We start from the raw sequence: 21,103 nt of genomic DNA on the forward strand, positions 1-21,103 counted from the left end.
AATTCAGCAATTCAGCAATTCAGCAATTCAGCAATTCGCTAGTCTGCCTGAATCTTCTGTTCGGCACGCTGATATTCGCCGGCGCTTACGGAGTCACTCCCTGGCTAGACACAGCGCGAATTCATTCTTTCTTATCGACCTTTCTGCCCCAAACGGTCTTTGACCGGCACTAAGCCAGCACCGATCCTGACGCCTGCGGCACATTTCTAAGCCGCGTTTCCCAAGGGAATCAGCGTAGGAGAGATTGGAGGCGGGGCTATGCAAGGTACGAATGTGCTGTTCGGTCAGATAGCCGTGGTATTCGGCATCGTGATCGCGGGTGTGTGGGGCGCCACACAATGGACGGCAGCAGCCCTTGGCTATCAGGTACGCCTTGGCTCCCCCTGGTTTGATTTCCTCGGCACACCGATCTACCTCCCGTGGAAGCTGTTTGAGTGGTGGTTCTTCTTCGATGCCTACGCGCCACGCGTTTTCGACACGGGCGGTGCCATAGCGGGTGGCAGTGGCTTGCTGGCGGTGGTGGTCGCAGTCTGCATGTCGATCTGGCGCTCTCGTCAATCACGCCTAGTCACGACCTATGGCTCGGCACGCTGGGCAAGTACGGAGGACATTCGCAAAGCCGGCCTTACGCAGCCGATCGGCGTGTTCCTCGGTCAGCACGATGGCAAGTACCTTCGGCATGAAGGCCCGGAACACATCCTCACTTTCGCGCCCACGCGCTCAGGCAAAGGCGTCGGCCTTGTGGTGCCGACGCTGCTTTCTTGGCCTGCATCCGCCGTAGTCCACGACATCAAGGGCGAGAATTGGCAGATCACCGCAGGTTGGCGCTCACGCTACTCACACTGCCTGCTGTTCAATCCGACCGATGCGAAGTCGGCGGCCTACAACCCGCTGCTAGAAGTTCGGCGCGGCGCACATGAAGTGCGTGACGTACAGAACATAGCCGACATTCTGGTCGATCCAGAAGGCGCGCTTGAGAAGCGCAACCATTGGGAGAAGACTTCGCACGCGCTGCTGGTCGGGGCCATCCTGCATGTGCTCTACGCGGGCGAGGACAAGACGCTGCGCGGCGTCGCCAATTTCCTCTCCGATCCGGCCAGCCCCTTCGAGCTGACCTTGCACCGGATGATGACCACACAGCACCTCGTGAACGTGGAAGGTGGTGGCCCGCATCCAGTCGTCGCTTCGGCGGCGCGCGAAGTGCTCAACAAGTCGGACAACGAGCGTTCCGGCGTGTTGAGCACCGCCATGTCGTTCCTGGGCCTCTACCGCGACCCCACGGTGGCCGAAGTCACCTCGCGCTGCGACTGGCGTATCGCCGACCTGATCGCGTCCGAGCATCCGGTGTCGCTTTATCTGGTAGTGCCACCTTCGGATATTTCGCGGACGAAACCGCTCATTCGCCTGATCCTCAACCAGATCGGCCGACGGCTCACCGAATCGCTCGACGGCAGCGACGGCATCGAACGCCGCCACAAGCTGCTGCTGATGCTCGATGAGTTCCCGGCGCTGGGCCGCCTGGACTTCTTCGAGACGGCGCTTGCCTTCATGGCGGGCTACGGAATCCGCAGTTTTCTTATCGCCCAATCGCTCAACCAGATCGACAAAGCCTACGGCCAGAACCATTCGATTCTGGATAACTGCCATGTCCGCGTGACGTTCGCCACCAACGATGAACGCACTGCGAAACGGATCTCCGAAACGCTTGGCACCGCTACCGAACTGCGCGCGCAGCGCAACTATGCCGGGCACAGATTGGCACCGTGGCTGGGGCACCTCATGGTGTCGCGGCAGGAGACGGCCCGCCCGCTACTGACGCCCGGTGAAGTGATGCAGCTTCCGACTGAGGAAGCTGTGGTGATGGTGTCCAGCGTGGCACCGATCAAGGCCAAGAAGCTGCGCTACTACGCCGACGCGAATTTCAAGAACCGCGTTTTACCGCCGCCTGTGCTCGCGGCCGGGCAATACGCGGACGCGCCACCGGCCCGGCCCGACGACTGGAGCGGCCTATCGATCCCAGCCGTGTCAACGGTCCGGGCTGCGGGCCTGTCCGGCGATGGCACAGGCACCGCCGATGACGGCGGCCCACGCCGACAGCCGGAGCTATCCGAAGTCAGCGAATACAGCCCCGAACCGCTGCTCGCCGGCCATGACCTGACTCTGCTCGATGACGACGACGACCTGCCGCTGCCGCTTCCCGGCCAGCTCGACCCGGCCATGCAGCGCACGGCCCGGCTGGCTTCCCTCGACCCCAACGACGGAATCGACTTATGAGCCAATACCGCCTCAATCTGTTCATTCAGCCCGAGCACGCCAAGCGTCTCGAAGAACTGGCCGCCAAGAAAGGCGTGTCCAAGTCGTCCATTGTCGCGGCGGCGCTCGCGTCGTGGCTATCGCCCGATGCTGGCGACCAGCGCGAGGCGGCCATCGCCAAGCGGCTCGATCGCCTGTCGCGGCAGGCCGAGCGCATGGAGCGCGACCAGAACATCCAGATCGAAACACTGGCGCTGTTCATCCGCTACTTCCTGACCGTCAGCACCCCGATTCCCGAAGCCCATCAGGACGCAGCTCGCGCCCAAGGCAAAGCGCGTTTCGAGCAATTCGTGGAGCGGCTCGGCCGCCACCTGCTGCGTGGCCGCAGCCTGGTGCGCGACGTTGTGGAAGAACTGCACCCAGACCCGGCGCGAATGGATGACGCGGAGGCACTGGCTGAAGCGCAGGAGCGTGCCTCATGAGCGCCATTCCGCAAACCCCGCCCGAACTCTCATCCGCCGCAACCTCTCTGGATCGCCGTATCCAGATGCTGCGCACGGCAATGGGGCCAGTCATCGCCGCTGCGCTGGCCGACCCCGACGTGGTGGAAATCATGCTCAACCCCGACCGCACCCTATGGGTGGATCGGTTGTCATCGGGCCGCATGCCGCTGGGCGTGGAGCTGTCCCAAGACGATGGCGAACGCATCATCCGGCTGGTGGCTGCGCACGTCGGCGCAGAGGTGCATCGCGGACGGCCGCTGCTGACCGCCGAGCTGCCCGAAACCGGCGAGCGGTTCGAGGGCATCTTGCCGCCCGCAGCGCCCGGCCCAGCCTTCGCGCTGCGCAAGCGCGCCGTGAGCATCATCGGGCTGGATCGCTATGTGGCCGACGGCATCTTGACCACAGGCCAGGCCGAGTTCCTGCGCCGCGCCGTGCGTGAGCGCCAGAACATCCTGATCGCCGGGGCGACGAGCAGCGGCAAAACCACACTCGCCAATGCCTTGCTTGCGGAGATCGCCGCCACGGGCGACCGCGTGCTTGTGCTCGAAGACACCATCGAGCTGCAATGCGCAGCCCGCGACCATGTGCCGCTGCGCACCCGCGCTGGCGTCGTGTCTATGACCGAGCTGGTGCGGGCCACGATGCGCCTGCGCCCCGACCGCGTGATCGTCGGCGAGGTACGCGGCGGCGAAGCCCTGGACTTGGTTAAGGTGTGGGGCACCGGCCACCCCGGCGGCATCGCCACCATCCACGCCGGTTCCGCGCTGGGCGCGCTGCTGCGCCTCGAACAGTTGATTCTTGAAGTGGCGGTGAACCCACCGCGTGCGCTGATCGCCGAGGCGGTCAACGTCGTGATCCACATCGCCGGGCGTGGCCGCAAGCGCCGCGTCGAAAGCATCGCCCGTGTCGTCGGTTTCGACGGCACCGGCTATCGCCTGGCGGACGCGCTGGAAACACCGTTTCCCGAGCTGATGCCGGTTCCTCTCGCAGCCGATGCCGCTGCGCCTTCCTCGTCCCTTGACCTACCTGGAGAACTGCCATGACGCAGATGCACGTTCACGCTTTCCGTAATTCCGTAAATCCGGTTTCAACCATCGCACGCCTGCGGCGGCTGGCCGGCCCCGCGCACCACGGCCTGCTGCTGGCCGCAGTCATGCTGATGACGGCGGGCACGGCGAAGGCATCCGGCTCCTCGATGCCGTGGGAAGGCCCGCTGCAATCCATTCTGGAGTCGATTCAGGGGCCGGTGGCACGCATCGTCGCGGTCATCATCATCATCGCCACGGGCCTCGCGCTCGCCTTCGGCGACACGTCGGGCGGCTTTCGCAAGCTGATCCAGATCGTGTTCGGTTTGAGCATCGCGTTCGCCGCGTCCTCGTTCTTCCTGTCGTTCTTCAGCTTCTCCGGCGGGGCTGTCGTATGAGTGGCCCGGATAGCTTCGCGGCCGGCTTCGAGGTGCCGCTACATCGCTCGCTGACCGAGCCGCTCTTGATGGGCGGCGCACCGCGCACGGTGGCGATTGCCAACGGCACGCTAGCCGCTGCCGTCGGGCTGGGCCTGCAACTCTGGATTCCTGGCGTAGTGCTCTGGATCGTCGGTCACTCGCTGGCCGTGTGGGGCGCGAGGGTCGATCCGCAGTTCATGCAGGTCTTCGCCCGGCACATCAAGCACAAGCCGCTGCTGGACGTGTAGGAGACGCCGCCATGCTTAACCTTGCCGAATACCGCCAGCGGCCCGCCTTGCTGGCCGACTGGCTTCCCTGGGCTGGGCTGATCGCGCCGGGCGTGGTGCTGAACAAGGATGGCTCGTTTCAGCGCACGGCGCGCTTTCGCGGGCCTGATCTGGACAGCGCCACGCAGGGCGAATTGATCGCCACGACGGCACGGCTAAACAACGCGTTGCGCCGGCTGGGTTCGGGCTGGGCGCTGTTCGTGGAAGCCGAGCGCCAGTCGGCCGCGGACTATCCGCATTCCGACTTTCCCGAACCGCTGTCCTGGCTGGTGGACGAAGAACGCCGCGCTGCCTTTGAGGAATCGGGGAACCACTACGAAAGCAGCTATCACCTGACGCTAGCCTATCTGCCGCCGGAGGAATCCCGCGCTCGTGCAGCCAAGCTGCTCTACGAGCACGCGCCGGGCGATGGTGTGGACTGGCGCGGTCGGCTTGACGCCTTCCTGGCAGAAACGGATCGGGTTTTCGACCTGCTCGATGGCGTGATGCCAGAAATCGTCTGGTTGGACGATGCCGCGACGCTGACTTATCTTCACGCCACGGTGTCCACGCGGCGCTACCGGCTGGCCGTGCCCGAGGTGCCTTTCCACCTCGACGCACTGCTGGCCGATTCCGCCCTAGTCGGCGGCCTTGCGCCCATGCTGGGTGACCAGCATCTGCGCGTGGTGTCGGTGCGGGGCTTTCCGACCTCGACCTGGCCGGGCCTGCTGGACGACCTCAATCGCCTGGGCTTTGCCTATCGCTGGAGTACCCGGTTTCTCTGCCTCGATAAAGCCGAGGCGGAAAAGGAGCTGGGCCGCCTGCGTCGCCAGTGGTTTGCGAAACGGAAGAATGTCATTGCGCTACTGCGCGAAACCATCTTCCAGCAGGAATCGCCGCTGGTGGACACGGATGCCAGCAACAAGGCGGCCGACGCGGATGCCGCCTTGCAAGAGCTTGGCAGCGATCAAGTCGCCTTCGGCTACCTCACCGCCACGGTGACGGTGTTCGATGACGACCCTGCCGTAGCCGACGAAAAGCTGCGCATGGTGGAACGTGTCATCCAAGGACGTGGCTTCGTCACCATCCCCGAAACCTTAAATGCAGTCGATGCGTGGCTGTCGTCCATACCAGGCAATGCCTATGCCAACGTGCGCCAGCCCATCGTCTCGACGCTGAATCTGGCGCACATGATGCCGGTGTCCGCCGTGTGGGCTGGGCCGGAGAAAAACGCCCATCTCGACGGCCCGCCGCTGATCGTCACGCGCACGGATGGCGCGACGCCGTTCCGGCTGGTGACGCACATCGGCGACGTGGGGCATACGCTGGTCGCGGGGCCGACGGGCATGGGAAAATCTGTCCTGCTGGCGATGCTCGCCTTGCAGTTCCGCCGCTATGGCGGCTCGCGCATCTTCGCCTTCGACATGGGGCGATCCATGCGGGCGACGGTGCTGGGCCTGGGCGGCGAACACTACGACCTCGGCGCGGACGGCGCCATTGCCTTTCAGCCCTTGGCCCGTATCGACAGCGAAGGCTATCGCACCTGGGCCGCCGAGTGGATCGAAGGCCGCCTGCTGCATGAAGGCGTGACCGTCGGCCCCGACGAGAAAGCCGCCATTTGGTCGGCGCTCGGCAGCCTCGCTGGTGCGCCGGTGGAGCAGCGCACGATGACCGGGCTTTCGGTGCTGCTGCAATCGAACGCGCTGCGGCAGGCATTGTCGCCGTATGTGCTGGGCGGCGCGCACGGCAAGCTACTGGATGCCGACCGCGACCGGCTCGGCAGCGGCGACGTGCAGGGCTTTGAGATGGAAGAGCTAATGCACAGCCCCGCCGCCGTGCAAGCGGTGCTGCGCTACTTGTTCGCCCGCTTCGATGCACGTTTCGACGGTGCTCCCACGCTGCTGATTCTCGATGAAGCCTGGCTATTCCTTGATGAACCGTCCTTCGCGGCACGCATCCGGCAATGGTTGAAAACTCTGCGCAAGAAAAACGTGTCGGTGATCTTCGCCACGCAGTCGCTTGCCGACATCAAGGATTCGACCATCGCGCCCGCGATCATCGAAAGCTGCGCGAGCCGGATTTTCTTGCCCAACCCGCAGGCGACCGAGCCGCAGATTCGCACGGTCTACGAGGGCTTTGGCCTCAACAGTCGGCAAATCGAAATCGTCGCCACCGCGCAGCCCAAGCGCGACTACTACTACCAATCGCGCCTGGGCAATCGTCTGTTCGACCTCGACCTGGGGCCAGCCGCGCTCGCCTTCTCGGGCGCATCCACACCGCAAGACCAACGCGACATTGACCGAGTGCTGACGCAGGCCGGCGCTCCCGGCTTCGCCGGTGCGTGGCTACGCCATCGCGGCCTCGATTGGGCCGCCGACCTGCTGCCGTCCTCGCCGTCGGCGGCTTCTTTCCTCGCTACTCAACCCCTGGAGATTTCGCCATGAAGACCCGTGTACTTTCCGTTTCGCTCGCCGCCGCGCTGGCCGGCTCGCTGATGCTCGCTCAGCCAGCGGCGGCGCTCACTTTCGTTGATCCCGTCAACTTGGTGCAGAACACGCTGACTGCCATCCGCACGCTGGAGCAGATCAACAACCAGATCAACCAGCTCCAGAACGAAGCGCAGATGTTGATGAACCAGGCGCGCAACCTGGCGAATCTCGACTTCAACATCGTCAACCGGCTGCGCTCGACGCTCGCCACGACTGAACGCCTGATTGCCGAGGCGCAAGGGCTGGCCTACGACGTGCAGAGCATGGATGCCACGTTCTCGCGCCTGTACCCGGAGCAGTACGCCGCCACCATCAGCGGCGACCGCATGGCACAGGACGCACGCGAACGCTGGAAGAACACGCTCGACGGCCTGCACACCGCGATGCGGATGCAGGCGCAGGTGTCGCAGAACCTGACGCAAGACGAAAGCGCGCTGGCCGACCTCGTGAGCCAAAGCCAATCGGCCACGGGTGCGCTGCAAGCGATGCAGGCAACGAACCAGCTTCTCGCCTTGCAGGCCAAGCAGTCCATCCAGGCCCAGCAGCTCCAGATCACACAAGACAGGGCGGCCTCGCTGGAGCTGGCGCGGCAGGCAGCGGCCACCGAGCGCGCCCGCGAAGTGCGGCGGCGCTTCCTGGGCACCGGCACGCCGTACACACCGCAGTCCGTCAACTTCTACAACAACTGACGGGAGGCGGCCATGCGATGCGTTCCTGTCCTGCTGGCCGTGCTGCTGACCGCATGTGGCCAGCAGCCGGCTGAAGACCTGACCGCCACCTTGGCCGCCGATCCCGTGCGGCTCAAGGCGCTGCGCGCCCAATGCGCAGCCGACCGGCAAACCGCAGGCGAAGACACCTGTCGCGCCGCTGCCGAAGCCTTCCGGCGGCGCTTCTTCACCGGCCAGACTGGGCCGGACGAATACCGGACGCTGGCAGAACTGCCGCCGATTCCGGCGAGTTTCGACACGCCAACCGACGACGCGCCGGAAGGTGATGCGTCGCTCGCCGCTGCGGAGGACACGCCATGAACGACGTAACGATCATCGACAGATTCCTCGATACCTTCTCGCGCTACATCGACTCCGGTTTCGGTCTGCTGCAAGGCGAAGTCGCGTTCCTGACGGCCACTCTCATTGTCATCGACATGACCATTGCCGGTCTGTATTGGGCCATGAGCCATGCGACCGGCCAGGGCGAGGACGTGATCGCCAAGCTGCTGCGCAAGGTGCTTTACGTCGGTGCCTTCGCCTACATCATCGGTAACTTCAATTGGCTGTCGAGCATCGTGTTCCGCTCGTTCGCCGGGCTAGGCATCACCGCCACTGGCTCGGCCATAACGATGGAGAACTTCTTGCAGCCGGGTCGGCTTGCCAAGACCGGCATCGACGCCGCTGCGCCGATCCTCGACCAGATCGGTGACATGGCCGGCTTCCCCGAAGTGTTCGTGAACCTCGACCCCATCGTGGTGCTGTTCATCGCTTGGCTGGTGGTGATCCTCTGTTTCTTCGTGCTCGCGGTTCAGCTTTTCATCACGTTGATCGAGTTCAAGCTGACCACGCTTGCCGGCTTCGTCTTGATCCCGTTTGCGCTCTGGAACAAAACCTCGTTCCTCGCGGAAAAGGTGCTCGGCAATGTGGTTTCGTCAGGCATCAAGGTCTTGGTGCTGGCGGTAATCGTCGGCATCGGCTCGGGCCTGTTCGCGGAGTTCCAGGTTCATCCCGACGAGCCTTCCATCGACCATGCGCTTGTCGTGATGCTGGCTTCGCTTGCCTTGCTGGCGCTGGGCATCTTCGGCCCCGGCATCGCCACGGGCCTTGTGTCCGGTGCGCCGCAGCTCGGCGCGGGTGCGATGGCGGGCGCTGCCGTCGGCGCGGTAGGCACGGGTGTTGCCATCGGTGCCGCCGCGACCGGCGTGGGCGGTGCCGTCATGGCGGGCGCACGCATGGCCCCGGCCGCCGCAAAGCTGGCCGGGAGCGGCGCACGCGCCGCCACGTCGGCGGCCAGCAGCGCCAAGTCCGCATTCCAGGCCGGTTCCGCCGCTGCGGGCGGCGGGGCTAAAGGCGCGGCTGCGGGCCTCGGCAATGTCGCCAAGACCGGCGCGCAAGCGGCAGGCCGCCGAGCTGCATCGGGCGCTTCCGCTGCCGGTCAGAAGGTGGCCGACTCCTTCCGGGCAGGATGGAACGGTGCGGATGTCGGCGCTGCCGGTTCCGGCCAGGCCGCCGCAGGCGAAGGCGCAGCCAGCGCGCCGAAGCAAGAGCAACCCGCCTGGGCAAAGCGGATGCACCGCCGCCAGCAGATCACCCATGCCGCAACCACCGCAGCCCACACGCTGCGCAGTGGCGACGGCGGCGGCTCAGGGCAAGGCCCAAGCCTGCGCCCCGATGCGTGACCCGATACCTGACCACCAAGGAGAACCCTATGCGATTCAAACGCCCGCAGGTGCGCTATGCCGACACGCCGCAGCCTGCCACCCCGTACCAATCCGCCGCGCAGGTGTGGGACGAGCGCATCGGCTCGGCCCGCGTCCAGGCCAAGAACTGGCGTTTTATGGCCTTCGGCTGCCTCACGCTTGCGCTGCTGATGGCCGGTGGCCTGGTGTGGCGCTCGGCGCAGTCCATCGTCACCCCTTACGTCATCGAGGTCGATCAGTCGGGGCAGGTGCGCGCCGTCGGCGAAGCCGCCACGCCGTACCGGCCCGCCGATGCGCAGATCGCGCACCACCTGGCGCGCTTCGTGACGCTGGTGCGCTCGCTGTCTATCGATCCCATCGTGGTGCGGCAAAACTGGCTGGACGCCTACGACTACACCACCGACAAAGGCGCGGCGGTGCTCAACGACTACGCCAGCAAGAACGATCCTTTCGCCCGTGTTGGCCGCGAGTCGGTGACGGTGCAGATCACCAGCGTGGTACGCGCCAGCGATGCCTCGTTCAACGTCCGTTGGACGGAGCAACGGTTCATCAACGGTGCCCCCGCCGGGACCGAGCGATGGAACGCGGTGCTTTCCACCGTCCTGCAAACCCCGCGCACCGAACAGCGCCTGCGCAAGAACCCGCTGGGTATCTACGTCAACGGCCTGTCGTGGAGCCGCGAACTGGATTCTTCTGAAGGAGCCAAGCCATGAACCTGTCTTTCCGCTTATACGCTTTCGCGCTGACCGTGGTGGCCCTGTCGGGCTGCGCTTCGCAGGGCAAGCCGCCTCCGTCCATTTCGCTCGATGAGCCGGTGCAGGCACAGCCGCTGCCGGAGCCGCCTGCTCCAGTGGAAGTCGTCGCCATGCCCGAGCCGCTGGCGCTGCCAGCGCAGTTGAAGCCGCTGCACGAGTTGGACGCGGCCCCGGCTAAGCCGGAGCCGGCCGATGAGAAGGTGCGCGTTTCCCGTGCCAATGCCGAGGCGCGCATCGCGCCCACGCGCGAGGGCTACGTCAATGCGATTCAGGTGTGGCCCTTCACCGATGGTGCGCTCTACCAAGTCTATGCCGCGCCGGGACGCGTGACCGTGGTTTCCTTGCAGCCGGGCGAGGAACTAGTGACGGTCGCAGCCGGCGATACCGTGCGCTGGATCGTCGGTGACACGTCCAGCGGCAGCGGCGACGCGATGCGCATCAATGTGCTGGTCAAGCCCATCCGCTCAGGCCTCAAGACGAATTTGGTCATCACCACCAGTCGCAGAACATACCTGCTGGAACTGACCTCGACGGAAAAGGCATGGATGGCGTCGGTGTCCTGGGACTACCCAAAAGACCGGATGTTGGCCTTGCAGCGCCAGTCGCAGGCGGCTAGCGCCGCCGCACCGGTCGATACCGGACTGTCGCTGGAGAAGATCCGCTTCCGATATTCCGTCTCAGGCAGCAATCCGCCGTGGAAGCCGCTGCGCGCCTTCGACGATGGCGAGAAGGTCTATATCCAGTTCCCGCCGGGAATCGCCCAAGGCGAGCTGCCACCGCTGTTCGTCATCGGCGCGCAGGGCGACGGACAACTGGTGAATTACCGTTTTCGCTCGCCTTACTACATCGTGGATCGGCTGTTCGGCGCGGCCGAACTGCGCCTGGGCGGCGACAAGGGTGACGTGGTGCGTATCGAACGCACGGATGGCTTGGCGCGGAGGAACTGACCATGAGCCAGGACGACACTCCCGACCTCGCCACGCCGCATGCGGGCAAGGTGGCACCCGAGGCAGTTGCGCTGCGCGCCCAACCGCGCCCGGTCACGCGCCTGAACCGGCGCACGCTGGCCATCCTCGTCGGCGGTCTCTCGGTCGCTGTGCTCGGCGCGCTGATGTGGTCGCTGCAACCGCAGCGGCGCGGTGCAGGCGAGCAGACCGAGCTTTACAACGTCGATCGCGTCTCGAAGTCCGAAGGGTTGGACGCGCTGCCGGCGGACTACTCGAAGCTGCCGCCCCCCTTGGCGGCATCCGTGCCGGAGTTGGGGCCGCCGCTGCCAGGCGATCTTGGCCCGGCCATTGTGAAGTCGCAGCAGCCGGTGACGGCCGCCTACGCGGCCCCCGGCAACGACCCCAACGACGCGTTGCGCAAGGAAGCCGAAGCAGCAGCGGCATCGGCGGTGTTCTTCCGCTCTGGTTCGCAGAAGGCCGCGCCGGTGGCGCAGACACAGGTAGCCGCTGCGCCGGGCTTCACCGCCAATGCGGCCTTCGACCCGCTGGCGGCCGGGCCTGCGTCGACGGCGGCCCAGCCCGCCGACCCGACCGCCGTGCAGAACCGGCAAGACCAGAAAGAGGCATTCCAGAAAGCCGGAACCACGGAAGCCCGTGATTCCGGCAACCTGACGCTGCCGGCGTCGCCGTATCAGGTCATGGCCGGAACGGTGGTCGCCGGGGCGCTGGTGACGGGCATCAAGTCGGACTTGCCGGGCGATGTGATCGCCACAGTGACGGAGCCGGTCTATGACACGGCTACCGGCAAGTTCCTGCTGATCCCGCAGGGGTCACGCATCCTGGGCAAATACAACAGCCAGGTCAGCTACGGGCAGAGCCGCGTGCAAGTGGTGTGGAACCGGATCATCCTGCCCGACACGTCTTCGCTCAAGCTCGACAACTTGGCCGGCACCGATCCGGCCGGCTACGCCGGCTTGGAAGATGATGTGGATTGGCATTGGGATCGCGTCTTTGCCGGTGCGGCACTGACGACGCTACTGGGCATCGGTGCCGAACTGGCTGCGCCGGAGAACCGGCAGGACGGTGATCGCGTCATCATCGCCGGCCGCGATAGCGCCCAGGACAGCATCAATCAGGTCGGTCAGGAGATGACCCGGCGCAACCTCAACATCCAGCCCACCTTGACGGAGCGCCCCGGCTTGCCGGTTCGCATCATCGTCAACCGCGATCTGGTGCTGCGGCCGTACCAGCCACTTTTCTTCAACAGGGGGACTTCGCGATGACGACGCGCAAGCTACGGCTCGGGCCGCTGCCGAAAACGGAATCCACGAAGCTGACTTTTGCTTGCCCGGCCAGCCTGAAAGCCGACCTCGACCGCTACGCTACGCTGCACGCGCAGACCTACGGCGAGGCGGTCGATGCCACGGTGCTAATTCCGCACATGCTAGAAGCCTTCATGGTCGGAGATCGGGGATTCAGGAAGGGAGGCGCGGGCAAGGCCGCGCCGCCGAAGCCAAGCTGATGATGCCGGTTTCCGCTGGCGGCCATCCCTCAAACGCGCAGCCCAAGGCTGCGCGTTCTTCATTCTGGAGGACGGCGACCGATTGGGCTATGAAGACCAAACGCGGCTACCGCCTGCAGGCAACCGCCCCCGATGCAGCACGCTCGGGCTTTCTACCGCGAAGCTCCTATGTGGCTCCCAGCCCACAACGCCACAGCCCCGCAAGGCGGCCCGAAGTAGAGCCAAACCCGCACCCCATATAGACTTCCGGCCATCAGGCTGATTTCAACAATCGCTTGACTGCGGACATTTTTTATTGCGCAGGCGCAGGGTCGTTCAAGGATCACTGGACTGGTGGTTCGCTGCTCCTTGAACGACCTTGCGCCAGCGCAAGGGCCGGGGCGCGGAGCGGGGGTTGGGGTGAGGGGAGGCTTCTAGCAAGCAAACCCCAAACAAACCCAAAGGGGTAGGGCCGAAGCAGGCCCAAACCTAGGCCCAAACCCAAATCCCAGAAACAAGAAAGGGGCCCATAGGCCCCTTTCCAATCAGCAGCAGTACCGCAGCAGCTTACTTGCCGCGGTTCATCGTGGCGCTGCTCTGGCCGGTGGCCACTGAGCGCTCACCCGCGAACGGGTTCAGCTTGCGGATCATCCACGGGTACTTCGGCCAGTTGCCGGCCAGCCACGGATGTGCCGGCTGGTTCAGCTCAAGCACGCGGCGGGCGTCGTCGGCCAGGGTCTTGTTGCCCAGGTTGGTGTAAGCCTCGCCGAGCAGCGCGACTGCGTCGTACTGGAAGGCGCTCTGCGGGTAGGTCTCCAGCAGGTAGTTGGCGCGGCCAACCACGGACACCCAGGCACCACGGCGGGCGTAATACAGGGCATCGTCCAGCTCGTGCTGGGCGAAAACGTCGCGCAGTTCGACCATGCGCTGGCGCGCATCGGCGGCATAACGGCTGTTCGGGTAGCGCTCGGTGACGATATTGAAATCGGCATAGGCCTGGCGCGGGGTCGACAGATCGCGGCGGCTCGGGTCCAGCGACCATACGCGGCGCAGGAAAACCGTATCGCGGTTGCCGTTGGCAAGACCGCGCAGGTAGTACAGGTACGCGATGTTGCGGTGGGTGGGGTAGGTGCGGATGAAGCGGTCGATGCTCGACACGGCGTCATCGTTCTTGCCGGCCTTGTACTGGGCGTAGGCGCTTTCGATCATCGCCTGCTCGGTGTACGGGCCGTACGGATACTGCGCAATCAGGCGCTTGAAGCTGGTTTCGGCGCCGGACCAATTGCCGCCCTCCATCAGCTTGTGGCTCTTTTCAAACAGTTGTTCGACCGGCGCACCTTCATCGGCGTCCTTCTTGGCGCCGCGATGGCAGCCAGTGGCGACGAAGACCAAAACCAGCAACAGGGCGGTGAGGCGGACGGGCGCGGACAGCAGCGAAGAGCGTCGGATCATGGGTTCAGGGCAGGACGCGGCAGGAATACGAAGGGGCGATGATAGCCTAGTGGCCTGTCCTGCGACTGACTGTTGTCGTCAGGACCCCATAATTTCGTCTACAGCCGGTCTTTACCCATGTCCGAGAACACCTCTTCCAGCCCGCGCCACGCGCAGGTTCCCGATTCCGCAGCAGGCCGTCGCTTCGACGCGGTCCTGGCCGAATTGTTCCCCGAATTCTCCCGTTCGCGCCTGACCGAATGGATCAAATCTGGCGCAGTTCTGCTCGACGGCGAGCCCGTCCGCCCGCGCGATCCGGTCCGCGGCGGCGAAATCGCCACCCTGAATGCAGTGCTCGAAGTCGAAGTCCATGCCCTGCCGGAGGACATCCCCCTGTCGGTCCTGTACGAGGACGAACACGTGTTCGTGATCGACAAGCCGGCCGGCCTGGTGGTCCACCCGGGCGCCGGCAATCCGACCGGCACCCTGCTCAACGCCTTGCTGTTCCGTGACCCGCAGATTGCCAAGGTGCCACGCGCAGGCGTGGTCCACCGCCTGGACAAGGACACCAGCGGGGTGATGGTGGTGGCCCGTACCGTGCAGGCGCAGACCGCGCTGGTCGAGCAGCTGTCCGCACGTGAGGTGCATCGCCAGTACCTGGCCGTGGTGGTTGGCGCGCTGGTCTCCGGCGGCACCGCTGACGCCCCGATCGACCGCCATGCGCGTGACCGCCTGAAGATGGGCGTGCGCGAGGATGGCAAGGAGGCGGTGACCCACTATCGCCTGCGCGAGCGCTTCCGTGCCCATACCGCGCTGGAATGCCGCCTGGAAACCGGCCGTACCCACCAGATCCGCGTGCACATGGCGCACCTGAAGCACGCCATCGTCGGTGACCCGCTGTACGGCGGCTCGTTGAAGCTGCCCAAGGGCGCCACCGACGAGCTGGTCGCCGCGCTGCGCGGGTTCAAGCGCCAGGCCCTGCACGCCGAAACCTTGGAATTCACCCATCCCATCACCGGCGAGAGCATCAGCAACACCGCACCGGTGCCGGCCGATCTGCTGGCGCTGATGAAGGCGCTGCGCGAGGACTCCAAGGCCTTCGCCGACCGCGAGCGAGGCCGCTGGTAATGGCCGAGGCGAGTCCGCTGTGGCTTGCTGACTGGCCCGCGCCCCCGGGGGTGCGGGCCTTCACCACGATGCGCCATGGCGCCGGCGGCTCGCAGCCCCCGTTTGACAGTTTCAACCTGGGCAACCGGACCGCCGCCGATGGCGACGATCCGGCCCAGGTGCAGCGTAACCGCGACGAATTGCAGCAACTGGCGAAGCTGCCATCGGCTGCGCATTGGCTGCGCCAGGTACATAGCAGCGTGGCGCTGCGTTTCGACGCGCCGCCGACGGCACAGGGCTTGGACGCCGAGCCAACCGCCGATGCCTCGGTAACCTCGGTACCGGGCGTGGTGCTGGCCATCCTCACCGCGGACTGCCTGCCGGTGGTATTCGCCGCCCGCGATGGCAGCGAAGTGGCGGCGGCCCATGCCGGCTGGGGTGGACTGGCGCGCGGCATGCTGGAAAACACCCTGGCCGCCATGCACACGCCCGCCGAGGCGCTCGTAGCTTGGATAGGCCCCGCGGCCGGTCCGGCCCTTTACGAGGTCGGCATCGACGTGCGCGAGGCCTTCCTGGCGCATTCCAGCGCCGCTGAGCGCCATTTCGTCGCCACCCGGCCCGGTCACTGGCTGGTGGACTTGCCCGGGCTGGCGCGACAGCGGCTGGTGGCCGCAGGCATGCAGTCAGCCGCGATCCATGGTGGCGACCTGTGCACCATGGCCGATCCGCAGCGCTGGTTCTCGCACCGCCGCGACCGTCGTAGTGGCCGTATCGCCACCCTGGTGTGGATGGAACCATGAGCTTGCCGCTGTTTGCGCAGGTGCTGGGCCCTGCGTTCGAACAGCTGGCCCCGCAGGTACGTGCGCTGCATTCGATCCCTGCGCGTCAGCGCTGGAGCGGGCAGGGAGAGGTGCTGCGCGGTACGCATTGGCTGGTAGCGCCCTGCGCCTGGCTGGCGCGGCTGCCGCCGACCTCGAGCGTGCCGGTGACGGTGGAATTCGTGGTCGATACGGCCGGAGAACGTTGGAACCGACGCTTTGGTTCCGCGCACATGGCTTCACGGCTATGGCAGCGCGATGGGCGGCTGTTCGAGCAGTTGGGCGCGGTGCGCTTCCGCTTTGGACTGCGCGAGGAAGCTGGCCAGATACTGTGGCGGGCCGAGCGAGCCTGGGCGTTCGGTGTGTTGCCCTTGCCGACGCGCTGGTTCGCGCAGGTGCATTGCCGCGAGCGTGAGCATGCTGGGCGCTATGAATTCCTGGTGGATGTGTCGATGCCGCTGATCGGCCGGCTGATCCGTTACGAAGGCTGGTTGTTGCCGGAGGATGCGCATGGCTGAGCCTGCGGTGATCGTGTTTGATGGTGTCTGCGCGCTGTGCAGCCGCTGGGTGCGCTTCCTGCTGCGATTCGACGGGGCCGGCCGCTACCGGTTCGCGGCGATGCAGGGCGCGCAGGGGCGCGCGCTGTTGGCCGCGCACGGGCTGGATCCGGACGATCCTTTGTCGTTCCTGTTGGTCACCGAAGGTGTGGCGTATACCGACACCGACGCGATTCTGCGGGTGGTGACTGGATTGGGCGGGGTTTGGCGCTTGGCTGGGCTTGCGCGGGTGTTGCCGGCTGCCGTGCGCGATCCGGCGTACCGCTGGTTGGCACGGAACCGGTATCGCTGGTTTGGGCGGCATGAGAGCTGTTTTCTGCCGACGGCGGAGCAGCGCGGGCGGTTTTTGGATTGAGTGGGGTGGGTTCTGCTTGCTAGGAGCTTCCCCTCACCCCAACCCCTCTCCCGTATACGGGAGAGGGGCCAGCAATGCGTCGGCTGCTAGTGCACTACGAACGCAAGCGATGCGAGCCCCTCTCCCGCCTGCGGGAGAGGGGTTGGGGTGAGGGCAAGCTCCTGCCTTTGGCTCCAGCCCTAAACCCCCTCCAGCGCCAACAGATAATCCCGCCGCCAGCGATGGATATCATGCGTACGCAGGTGCTCCATCATCGCCCGCCAACGCTCGATGCGTTCTGCCCGTGGCATGTTCGCTGCCGTCGCAATCGCATCGGCCACACCATCCAGATCATGCGGATTGACCAGCAGCGCCTGCTTCAACTCATCCGCTGCACCGGCCAACAGTGACAGCACCAGAACACCCGGATTCTCAGGGTCCTGCGCAGCGATGTACTCCTTGGCGACCAGGTTCATGCCATCACGCAACGGCGTAACCAAACCCACAGCCGCCTGCCGGTAAAATCCGGTCAACGTGCTGTGTGCGTAGTTCTGGTTGACGTAACGCAGCGGGGTCCAATCGGCCTCGGCATGGCCGCCGTTGATATGCCCGGCCAGCCGCTCCAGATCACTGCGCAGCTTGCGGTATTCGTTGACGCTGCCGCGCGATACCGGCGCTATCTGCAGGAAAGTCATATCGCCTTTCTGCTGCGGATAACGTTGCAGATAACGTTCGAAACCATGGAAGCGTTCCGGTAAGCCCTTGGAGTAGTCCAGCCGGTCCACGCCAATTGCCAGCTTGCGGTGCTGCAGGCTTTGTCGCAGATCGCGCACCGGCTTGTTACTTGCCGCGCTGCGGGCCTGTCGCGCGATGTGCTCGGTATCAATTCCGATCGGGAATGCGGAGGTGCGAACGCGGCGCCCGTCCGGTGCCTTGATCCAGTCGTTGTCGATCAGCGTGCCGCCACCGAACAGGCGCACATAGGATTGAAACCGGTCCACATCACGTCGGGTCTGGAAGCCGAGCAGGTCGTACGAATACAGCGCTGAGAACAGCGAGCGATGGTCCGGCAGGGCCTGGATGAGATCGGCCGAAGGCACCGGCACATGCAGGAAGAAACCAATCCGACAACCGACACCGCGCTCGCGCAGCAACGCGGCCAGCGGAATCAGATGGTAGTCGTGGATCCAGACCGTATCGTCATCGCGCAGCAACGGTGCCAGCGTATCGGCGAACAGCCTGTTTACCTTCCAATAGCCCTCGCGCTTGCGCCGGTCGTAATCGACCAGGTCCAACCGAAAATGCAGCAGCGGCCACAAGGCGCGATTGGCGAAACCGTTGTAGTAGTTGTCCAGATCGGTTTTGGAAAGATCCATCGTCAAGTAGCGGATCGGCCCGTCCTGGGCTTCATGCAGGGCGCCGCTATCGACATTGACGCTGCGCCCACTCCAGCCGAACCATAGTCCGCCACGTTCGCTCAGCGCCGCAAGCAGGCCGGTTGCCAGCCCGCCGGCGCGGTTTTCGCCTGGTAGCGCTACACGATTGGAGACGACAACCAGTCGGCTCACGATGCTTCCTGCCAGCTGCGCGACAAACGCATCGCCGCGATCACCAGCCCCACATGCGAGTAGGTCTGCGGGAAGTTGCCCCAGGCCTTGCCATCGAAGCTGAGGTCTTCGGATAGCAGGCCCAGATGATTGCGCTGTTGCAGCAGTATCTCGAACATCTCGCGCGCTTCGTCCATGCGCCCGATCGCGGCCAGCGCATCGATGTACCAGAACGTACAGATGGTGAAGCTGGTCTCCGGTGTGCCGAAATCATCCGGGGCGGTGTAGCGGTACAAGGCATTGCCATGCTTCAGGTCACGGCCTATAGCCTCGACCGTGGCGATGAAGCGCGCGTCGTTGGCGTCGATGAAGCCGATGTCGGCCAGCAGCAGCAAGGATGCATCAAGCCGGTGACCGCCGAAGGTATCGGTGAAGTGACCAAGCTGTTCGCTCCACGATTCGTGCATGATCCGCGCGTGGATCTGCTTGGCACGCTCGCGCCAGTAGATGGCGCGGCCATCAAGTTTCAATCGTGTTGCGATCTTGGACAGGCGATCACAGGCCGCCCAGCACATCGCGCTGGTATAGGTATGCACTTCGGTGCGACCACGGAATTCCCACAGTCCCGCATCCGGCACGTCATGCAGGGCGAAGGCCTGTTCGCCAAGAGGCTCCAAGCGCGCGAAGGTATGTGAGTCGCCCGGGTCCTGCAGGCGTTGATCGAAGAACAACTGGGTGGAAGCCAGCACCACGCTGCCATAGACATCGTGCTGGCGCTGCACCCAGGCCAGATTGCCGCGGCGTACCGGACCCATGCCGCAGTAGCCGGACAGCGAGGCTACTTCTTCCTCATCGAGCTTGGCCTCGAAGCCAATGCCGTACAGCGGCTGCAGGCTGCCGTCGGTGCTGGCCAGGTTGAAGATGTAGCCCAGGAACTGCTCCATGGTACGGGTGGCGCCGAGCCGGTTGAGCGCGCGCACCACGAAGGCGGCATCACGCAGCCAGCAGTAGCGGTAGTCCCAGTTGCGGCTGCTGCCCGGCGCTTCGGGGATGGAGGTGGTCATCGCCGCGATGATCGCGCCGCTGTCTTCGTACTGGCACAGTTTCAAAGTGATGGCGCTGCGGATCACCGCGTCCTGCCACTCCAGCGGCACCGACAGATAACGCACCCATTCGCGCCAATAGCTGCGGGTGCGTTGCATGGCTTCCTGCACGTAGCCGCTGAGCGAGCGGTTGAGTGATTCGTCCACGCCAAGTACCAGGTGCACGCGATGGTTGAGCACGAAGGGTAGGGCATCGCGGACGAAGCGTACCGGTACATCGGCGGTCAGGCGCAGTACCAGATCCGGCAACAGCCAACGGATGTGATTGCTGCCCCAGGTGGTTTCCGGCTGGTGCGCGCCCCAGTCGGCCAGCGGCCGTGCGCGCACGATGATGCGTGGATTTCCGGACAGCGGGGTGACCTGACGGATAAGGCTGACCGGCCGGTAGAAGCGGTCGTTCTGGCGCCAACGCGGGGCAAAATCGATGATCTCCACCGCGCCGCCATGGGTGTCGCGCAGCACCGTGCGCAGGATGGCGGTGTTGGTCAGGTAGGACTGCTCGCTGTCGAGGAAGTCCTCCAGCTCGATGCCGAAGTCACCGCCAGGGTGCTGGTTGGGGCCGAGCAGGGCACAGAAGGCCGGGTCGCCATCGAAGCTGGGCAGACAGCTCCAGACCACGCGCGCCTGCTTGTCTATCAGTGCGCCGAAACTGCCATTGCCAACTACGCCAAGATCGAGGGTGGCGTCTTGCATTGCATTCTCCTTGTTGCGCGAGCGCCGCTGGCGTCGCTGTTTCCTCCGGGTTGGTCAGGTAATGGCTGCGCGCAGCCAAGCGTGTACGGCGGGGATGTCCGGTAGCGCTGCAACGGCCACGCTCTCGTTGCGTTGGCCGACAAGCACGCCAATGCCGCCGAGCTGCTGGGCGGTGTGGAAACCGTGTTCGTCGGTGAGGTCGTCACCGATGAAGATCGGGCGTCGGCCTTGGAACGGCGGGTGCGGCATCAGCTGCTGCAGGGCGCGGCCTTTGTCATGGCCGCTGCCGACGAACTCGATCACATGGTCGCCCGGTTGCAGGCGCACGCCGGGAAGTTGCGGTAGCTGGGTGTTGGCGAATGCGATGATCGCAGCGCCTGCGTCCGGCGCTTTGCGCCAATGCAGGGCCAATGCCTGGCCTTTGTTTTCGATCAACACGCCGGGATGTGCGTGCGCCAGCTGCATTGCGCGTTGGTGAAGTGTATGCAGCCACGCCGCCGTGTCTGTTTGTTCGGGTTCTGCATCTGCGGAGGTGAGCAGTTGCGCGCCATGCAGCCCGGCCATGGGCAGGCGCAGGGGTGCGAACATGGCTTGCAGTTGGCTGACAGGGCGGCCACTGAGCAGCGCCAGCGCGCCGTCGAGACGTTGCTGCACGCTGGCCAGCAGCGTGAGCAGGGACGGATCGGGCGCTACCTTGTCCGGATGGTCAGCAAAGGCGAGCAGGGTGCCATCTACGTCGAGAAACAGTGCGTCGTCATCTGCCAGCGCCGGAGGGGGCGGTCGCTGTAGGTCATCAAGCATGCGGCCACTATGCCGCAGCGGTTGTTACAGGAAAGTCATTTGGGGCTGAGTGGTTGCTGTACGTGCCTTCAGAGCGCCCTCACCCCAACCCCTCTCCCGCAGGCGGGAGAGGGGCTAGTGCACTACGAGCGCAAGCAATGCGAG

The 21,103-nt window shown here is 65.1% G+C and carries 21 protein-coding genes; 17 read left to right on the forward strand and 4 right to left on the reverse strand.

Going from position 1 to position 21,103, the window contains the following annotated elements:
- Positions 1-258: 258 nt before the first annotated feature.
- Genes ACVOLZ_RS08140 through ACVOLZ_RS08200 form a run of 13 tightly spaced genes read left to right on the forward strand, consistent with a single transcriptional unit; the run spans position 259 to position 12,589 of the window.
- Positions 259-2,274 (forward strand): conjugal transfer protein TraG, encoded by a 2,016-nt coding sequence (locus tag ACVOLZ_RS08140; RefSeq protein ID WP_004883083.1) that lies wholly within the window; start codon positions 259-261, stop codon positions 2,272-2,274.
- Complete coding sequence (locus ACVOLZ_RS08145; protein ID WP_004883086.1) at positions 2,271-2,735, forward strand: ribbon-helix-helix protein, CopG family; 465 nt, start codon at positions 2,271-2,273, stop codon at positions 2,733-2,735. The genes ACVOLZ_RS08140 and ACVOLZ_RS08145 overlap by 4 nt, the downstream gene beginning before the upstream one ends.
- Positions 2,732-3,799, forward strand: coding sequence for a P-type conjugative transfer ATPase TrbB (trbB, locus tag ACVOLZ_RS08150; RefSeq protein ID WP_004883088.1), 1,068 nt, complete (start codon positions 2,732-2,734; stop codon positions 3,797-3,799). The genes ACVOLZ_RS08145 and trbB overlap by 4 nt, the downstream gene beginning before the upstream one ends.
- Positions 3,796-4,179 (forward strand): TrbC/VirB2 family type IV secretion system protein, encoded by a 384-nt coding sequence (locus tag ACVOLZ_RS08155; protein WP_004883090.1) that lies wholly within the window; start codon positions 3,796-3,798, stop codon positions 4,177-4,179. Before trbB ends, ACVOLZ_RS08155 begins: the two co-directional genes overlap by 4 nt.
- Positions 4,176-4,448: a VirB3 family type IV secretion system protein gene (locus ACVOLZ_RS08160; RefSeq protein ID WP_004883097.1), complete on the forward strand. Its 273-nt coding sequence runs from the start codon at positions 4,176-4,178 to the stop codon at positions 4,446-4,448. Before ACVOLZ_RS08155 ends, ACVOLZ_RS08160 begins: the two co-directional genes overlap by 4 nt.
- Before the next feature lie 11 nt (positions 4,449-4,459).
- Positions 4,460-6,910 (forward strand): conjugal transfer protein TrbE, encoded by a 2,451-nt coding sequence (trbE, locus tag ACVOLZ_RS08165; RefSeq protein ID WP_004883099.1) that lies wholly within the window; start codon positions 4,460-4,462, stop codon positions 6,908-6,910.
- Positions 6,907-7,644: a P-type conjugative transfer protein TrbJ gene (gene trbJ, locus ACVOLZ_RS08170; RefSeq protein ID WP_004883101.1), complete on the forward strand. Its 738-nt coding sequence runs from the start codon at positions 6,907-6,909 to the stop codon at positions 7,642-7,644. Before trbE ends, trbJ begins: the two co-directional genes overlap by 4 nt.
- A 12-nt stretch (positions 7,645-7,656) precedes the next feature.
- Positions 7,657-7,983, forward strand: a complete 327-nt coding sequence (locus ACVOLZ_RS08175) for a hypothetical protein (RefSeq protein WP_004883103.1) — start codon at positions 7,657-7,659, stop codon at positions 7,981-7,983.
- Positions 7,980-9,344, forward strand: coding sequence for a P-type conjugative transfer protein TrbL (gene trbL / locus ACVOLZ_RS08180; protein WP_004883106.1), 1,365 nt, complete (start codon positions 7,980-7,982; stop codon positions 9,342-9,344). The genes ACVOLZ_RS08175 and trbL overlap by 4 nt, the downstream gene beginning before the upstream one ends.
- 29 nt (positions 9,345-9,373) lie before the next feature.
- Positions 9,374-10,078, forward strand: a complete 705-nt coding sequence (trbF, locus tag ACVOLZ_RS08185) for a conjugal transfer protein TrbF (protein WP_004883108.1) — start codon at positions 9,374-9,376, stop codon at positions 10,076-10,078.
- The gene (gene trbG / locus ACVOLZ_RS08190; RefSeq protein WP_004883112.1) at positions 10,075-11,067 is read left to right on the forward strand and encodes a P-type conjugative transfer protein TrbG; all 993 of its coding nucleotides are present in this window, start codon (positions 10,075-10,077) and stop codon (positions 11,065-11,067) included. Before trbF ends, trbG begins: the two co-directional genes overlap by 4 nt.
- A gap of 2 nt (positions 11,068-11,069) precedes the next feature.
- Positions 11,070-12,350 carry a TraB/TrbI/VirB10 family type IV secretion system protein gene (locus tag ACVOLZ_RS08195; RefSeq protein WP_004883119.1) on the forward strand — a complete coding sequence of 427 codons (1,281 nt, stop codon included), beginning with the start codon at positions 11,070-11,072 and terminating at the stop codon, positions 12,348-12,350.
- Positions 12,347-12,589: a DUF2274 domain-containing protein gene (locus ACVOLZ_RS08200; protein WP_004883121.1), complete on the forward strand. Its 243-nt coding sequence runs from the start codon at positions 12,347-12,349 to the stop codon at positions 12,587-12,589. The genes ACVOLZ_RS08195 and ACVOLZ_RS08200 overlap by 4 nt, the downstream gene beginning before the upstream one ends.
- 546 nt (positions 12,590-13,135) lie before the next feature.
- On the opposite strand, the gene ACVOLZ_RS08205 is transcribed toward ACVOLZ_RS08200, so the two are convergent.
- Positions 13,136-14,020 carry an outer membrane protein assembly factor BamD gene (locus ACVOLZ_RS08205; protein ID WP_481515728.1) on the reverse strand — a complete coding sequence of 295 codons (885 nt, stop codon included), beginning with the start codon at positions 14,018-14,020 and terminating at the stop codon, positions 13,136-13,138.
- Between the two features lie 117 nt (positions 14,021-14,137).
- On the opposite strand from ACVOLZ_RS08205, the gene rluD reads away from it, so the two are divergent.
- The 4 genes from rluD to ACVOLZ_RS08225 are packed head-to-tail and all read left to right on the forward strand — an operon-like array spanning position 14,138 to position 16,836.
- Positions 14,138-15,127 carry a 23S rRNA pseudouridine(1911/1915/1917) synthase RluD gene (gene rluD / locus ACVOLZ_RS08210; RefSeq protein WP_481515729.1) on the forward strand — a complete coding sequence of 330 codons (990 nt, stop codon included), beginning with the start codon at positions 14,138-14,140 and terminating at the stop codon, positions 15,125-15,127.
- Positions 15,127-15,906, forward strand: coding sequence for a peptidoglycan editing factor PgeF (gene pgeF, locus ACVOLZ_RS08215; RefSeq protein WP_481515730.1), 780 nt, complete (start codon positions 15,127-15,129; stop codon positions 15,904-15,906). The genes rluD and pgeF overlap by 1 nt, the downstream gene beginning before the upstream one ends.
- A gap of 2 nt (positions 15,907-15,908) precedes the next feature.
- A complete protein-coding gene (locus ACVOLZ_RS08220) occupies positions 15,909-16,442 on the forward strand; it encodes a DUF4166 domain-containing protein (RefSeq protein ID WP_481515773.1) in 534 nt (177 codons plus the stop codon).
- Entirely contained in the window at positions 16,429-16,836 is a 408-nt protein-coding gene (locus tag ACVOLZ_RS08225) for a thiol-disulfide oxidoreductase DCC family protein (RefSeq protein ID WP_481515731.1), read from the forward strand. The genes ACVOLZ_RS08220 and ACVOLZ_RS08225 overlap by 14 nt, the downstream gene beginning before the upstream one ends.
- A gap of 179 nt (positions 16,837-17,015) precedes the next feature.
- Here the strand turns inward: ACVOLZ_RS08225 and otsA are convergent, their stop codons facing one another.
- From otsA to otsB, 3 genes are read right to left on the reverse strand one after another with little or no spacing between them, the layout of a single operon-like run.
- Positions 17,016-18,383 (reverse strand): alpha,alpha-trehalose-phosphate synthase (UDP-forming), encoded by a 1,368-nt coding sequence (otsA, locus tag ACVOLZ_RS08230; protein ID WP_481515732.1) that lies wholly within the window; start codon positions 18,381-18,383, stop codon positions 17,016-17,018.
- Positions 18,380-20,158 carry a glycoside hydrolase family 15 protein gene (locus ACVOLZ_RS08235; protein WP_481515733.1) on the reverse strand — a complete coding sequence of 593 codons (1,779 nt, stop codon included), beginning with the start codon at positions 20,156-20,158 and terminating at the stop codon, positions 18,380-18,382. Before ACVOLZ_RS08235 ends, otsA begins: the two co-directional genes overlap by 4 nt.
- A gap of 54 nt (positions 20,159-20,212) precedes the next feature.
- Positions 20,213-20,959, reverse strand: a complete 747-nt coding sequence (gene otsB / locus ACVOLZ_RS08240; RefSeq protein WP_481515734.1) for a trehalose-phosphatase — start codon at positions 20,957-20,959, stop codon at positions 20,213-20,215.
- Between the last annotated feature and the right edge of the window lie 144 nt (positions 20,960-21,103).

The organism is Stenotrophomonas sp. STEN020, assembly GCF_056760195.1.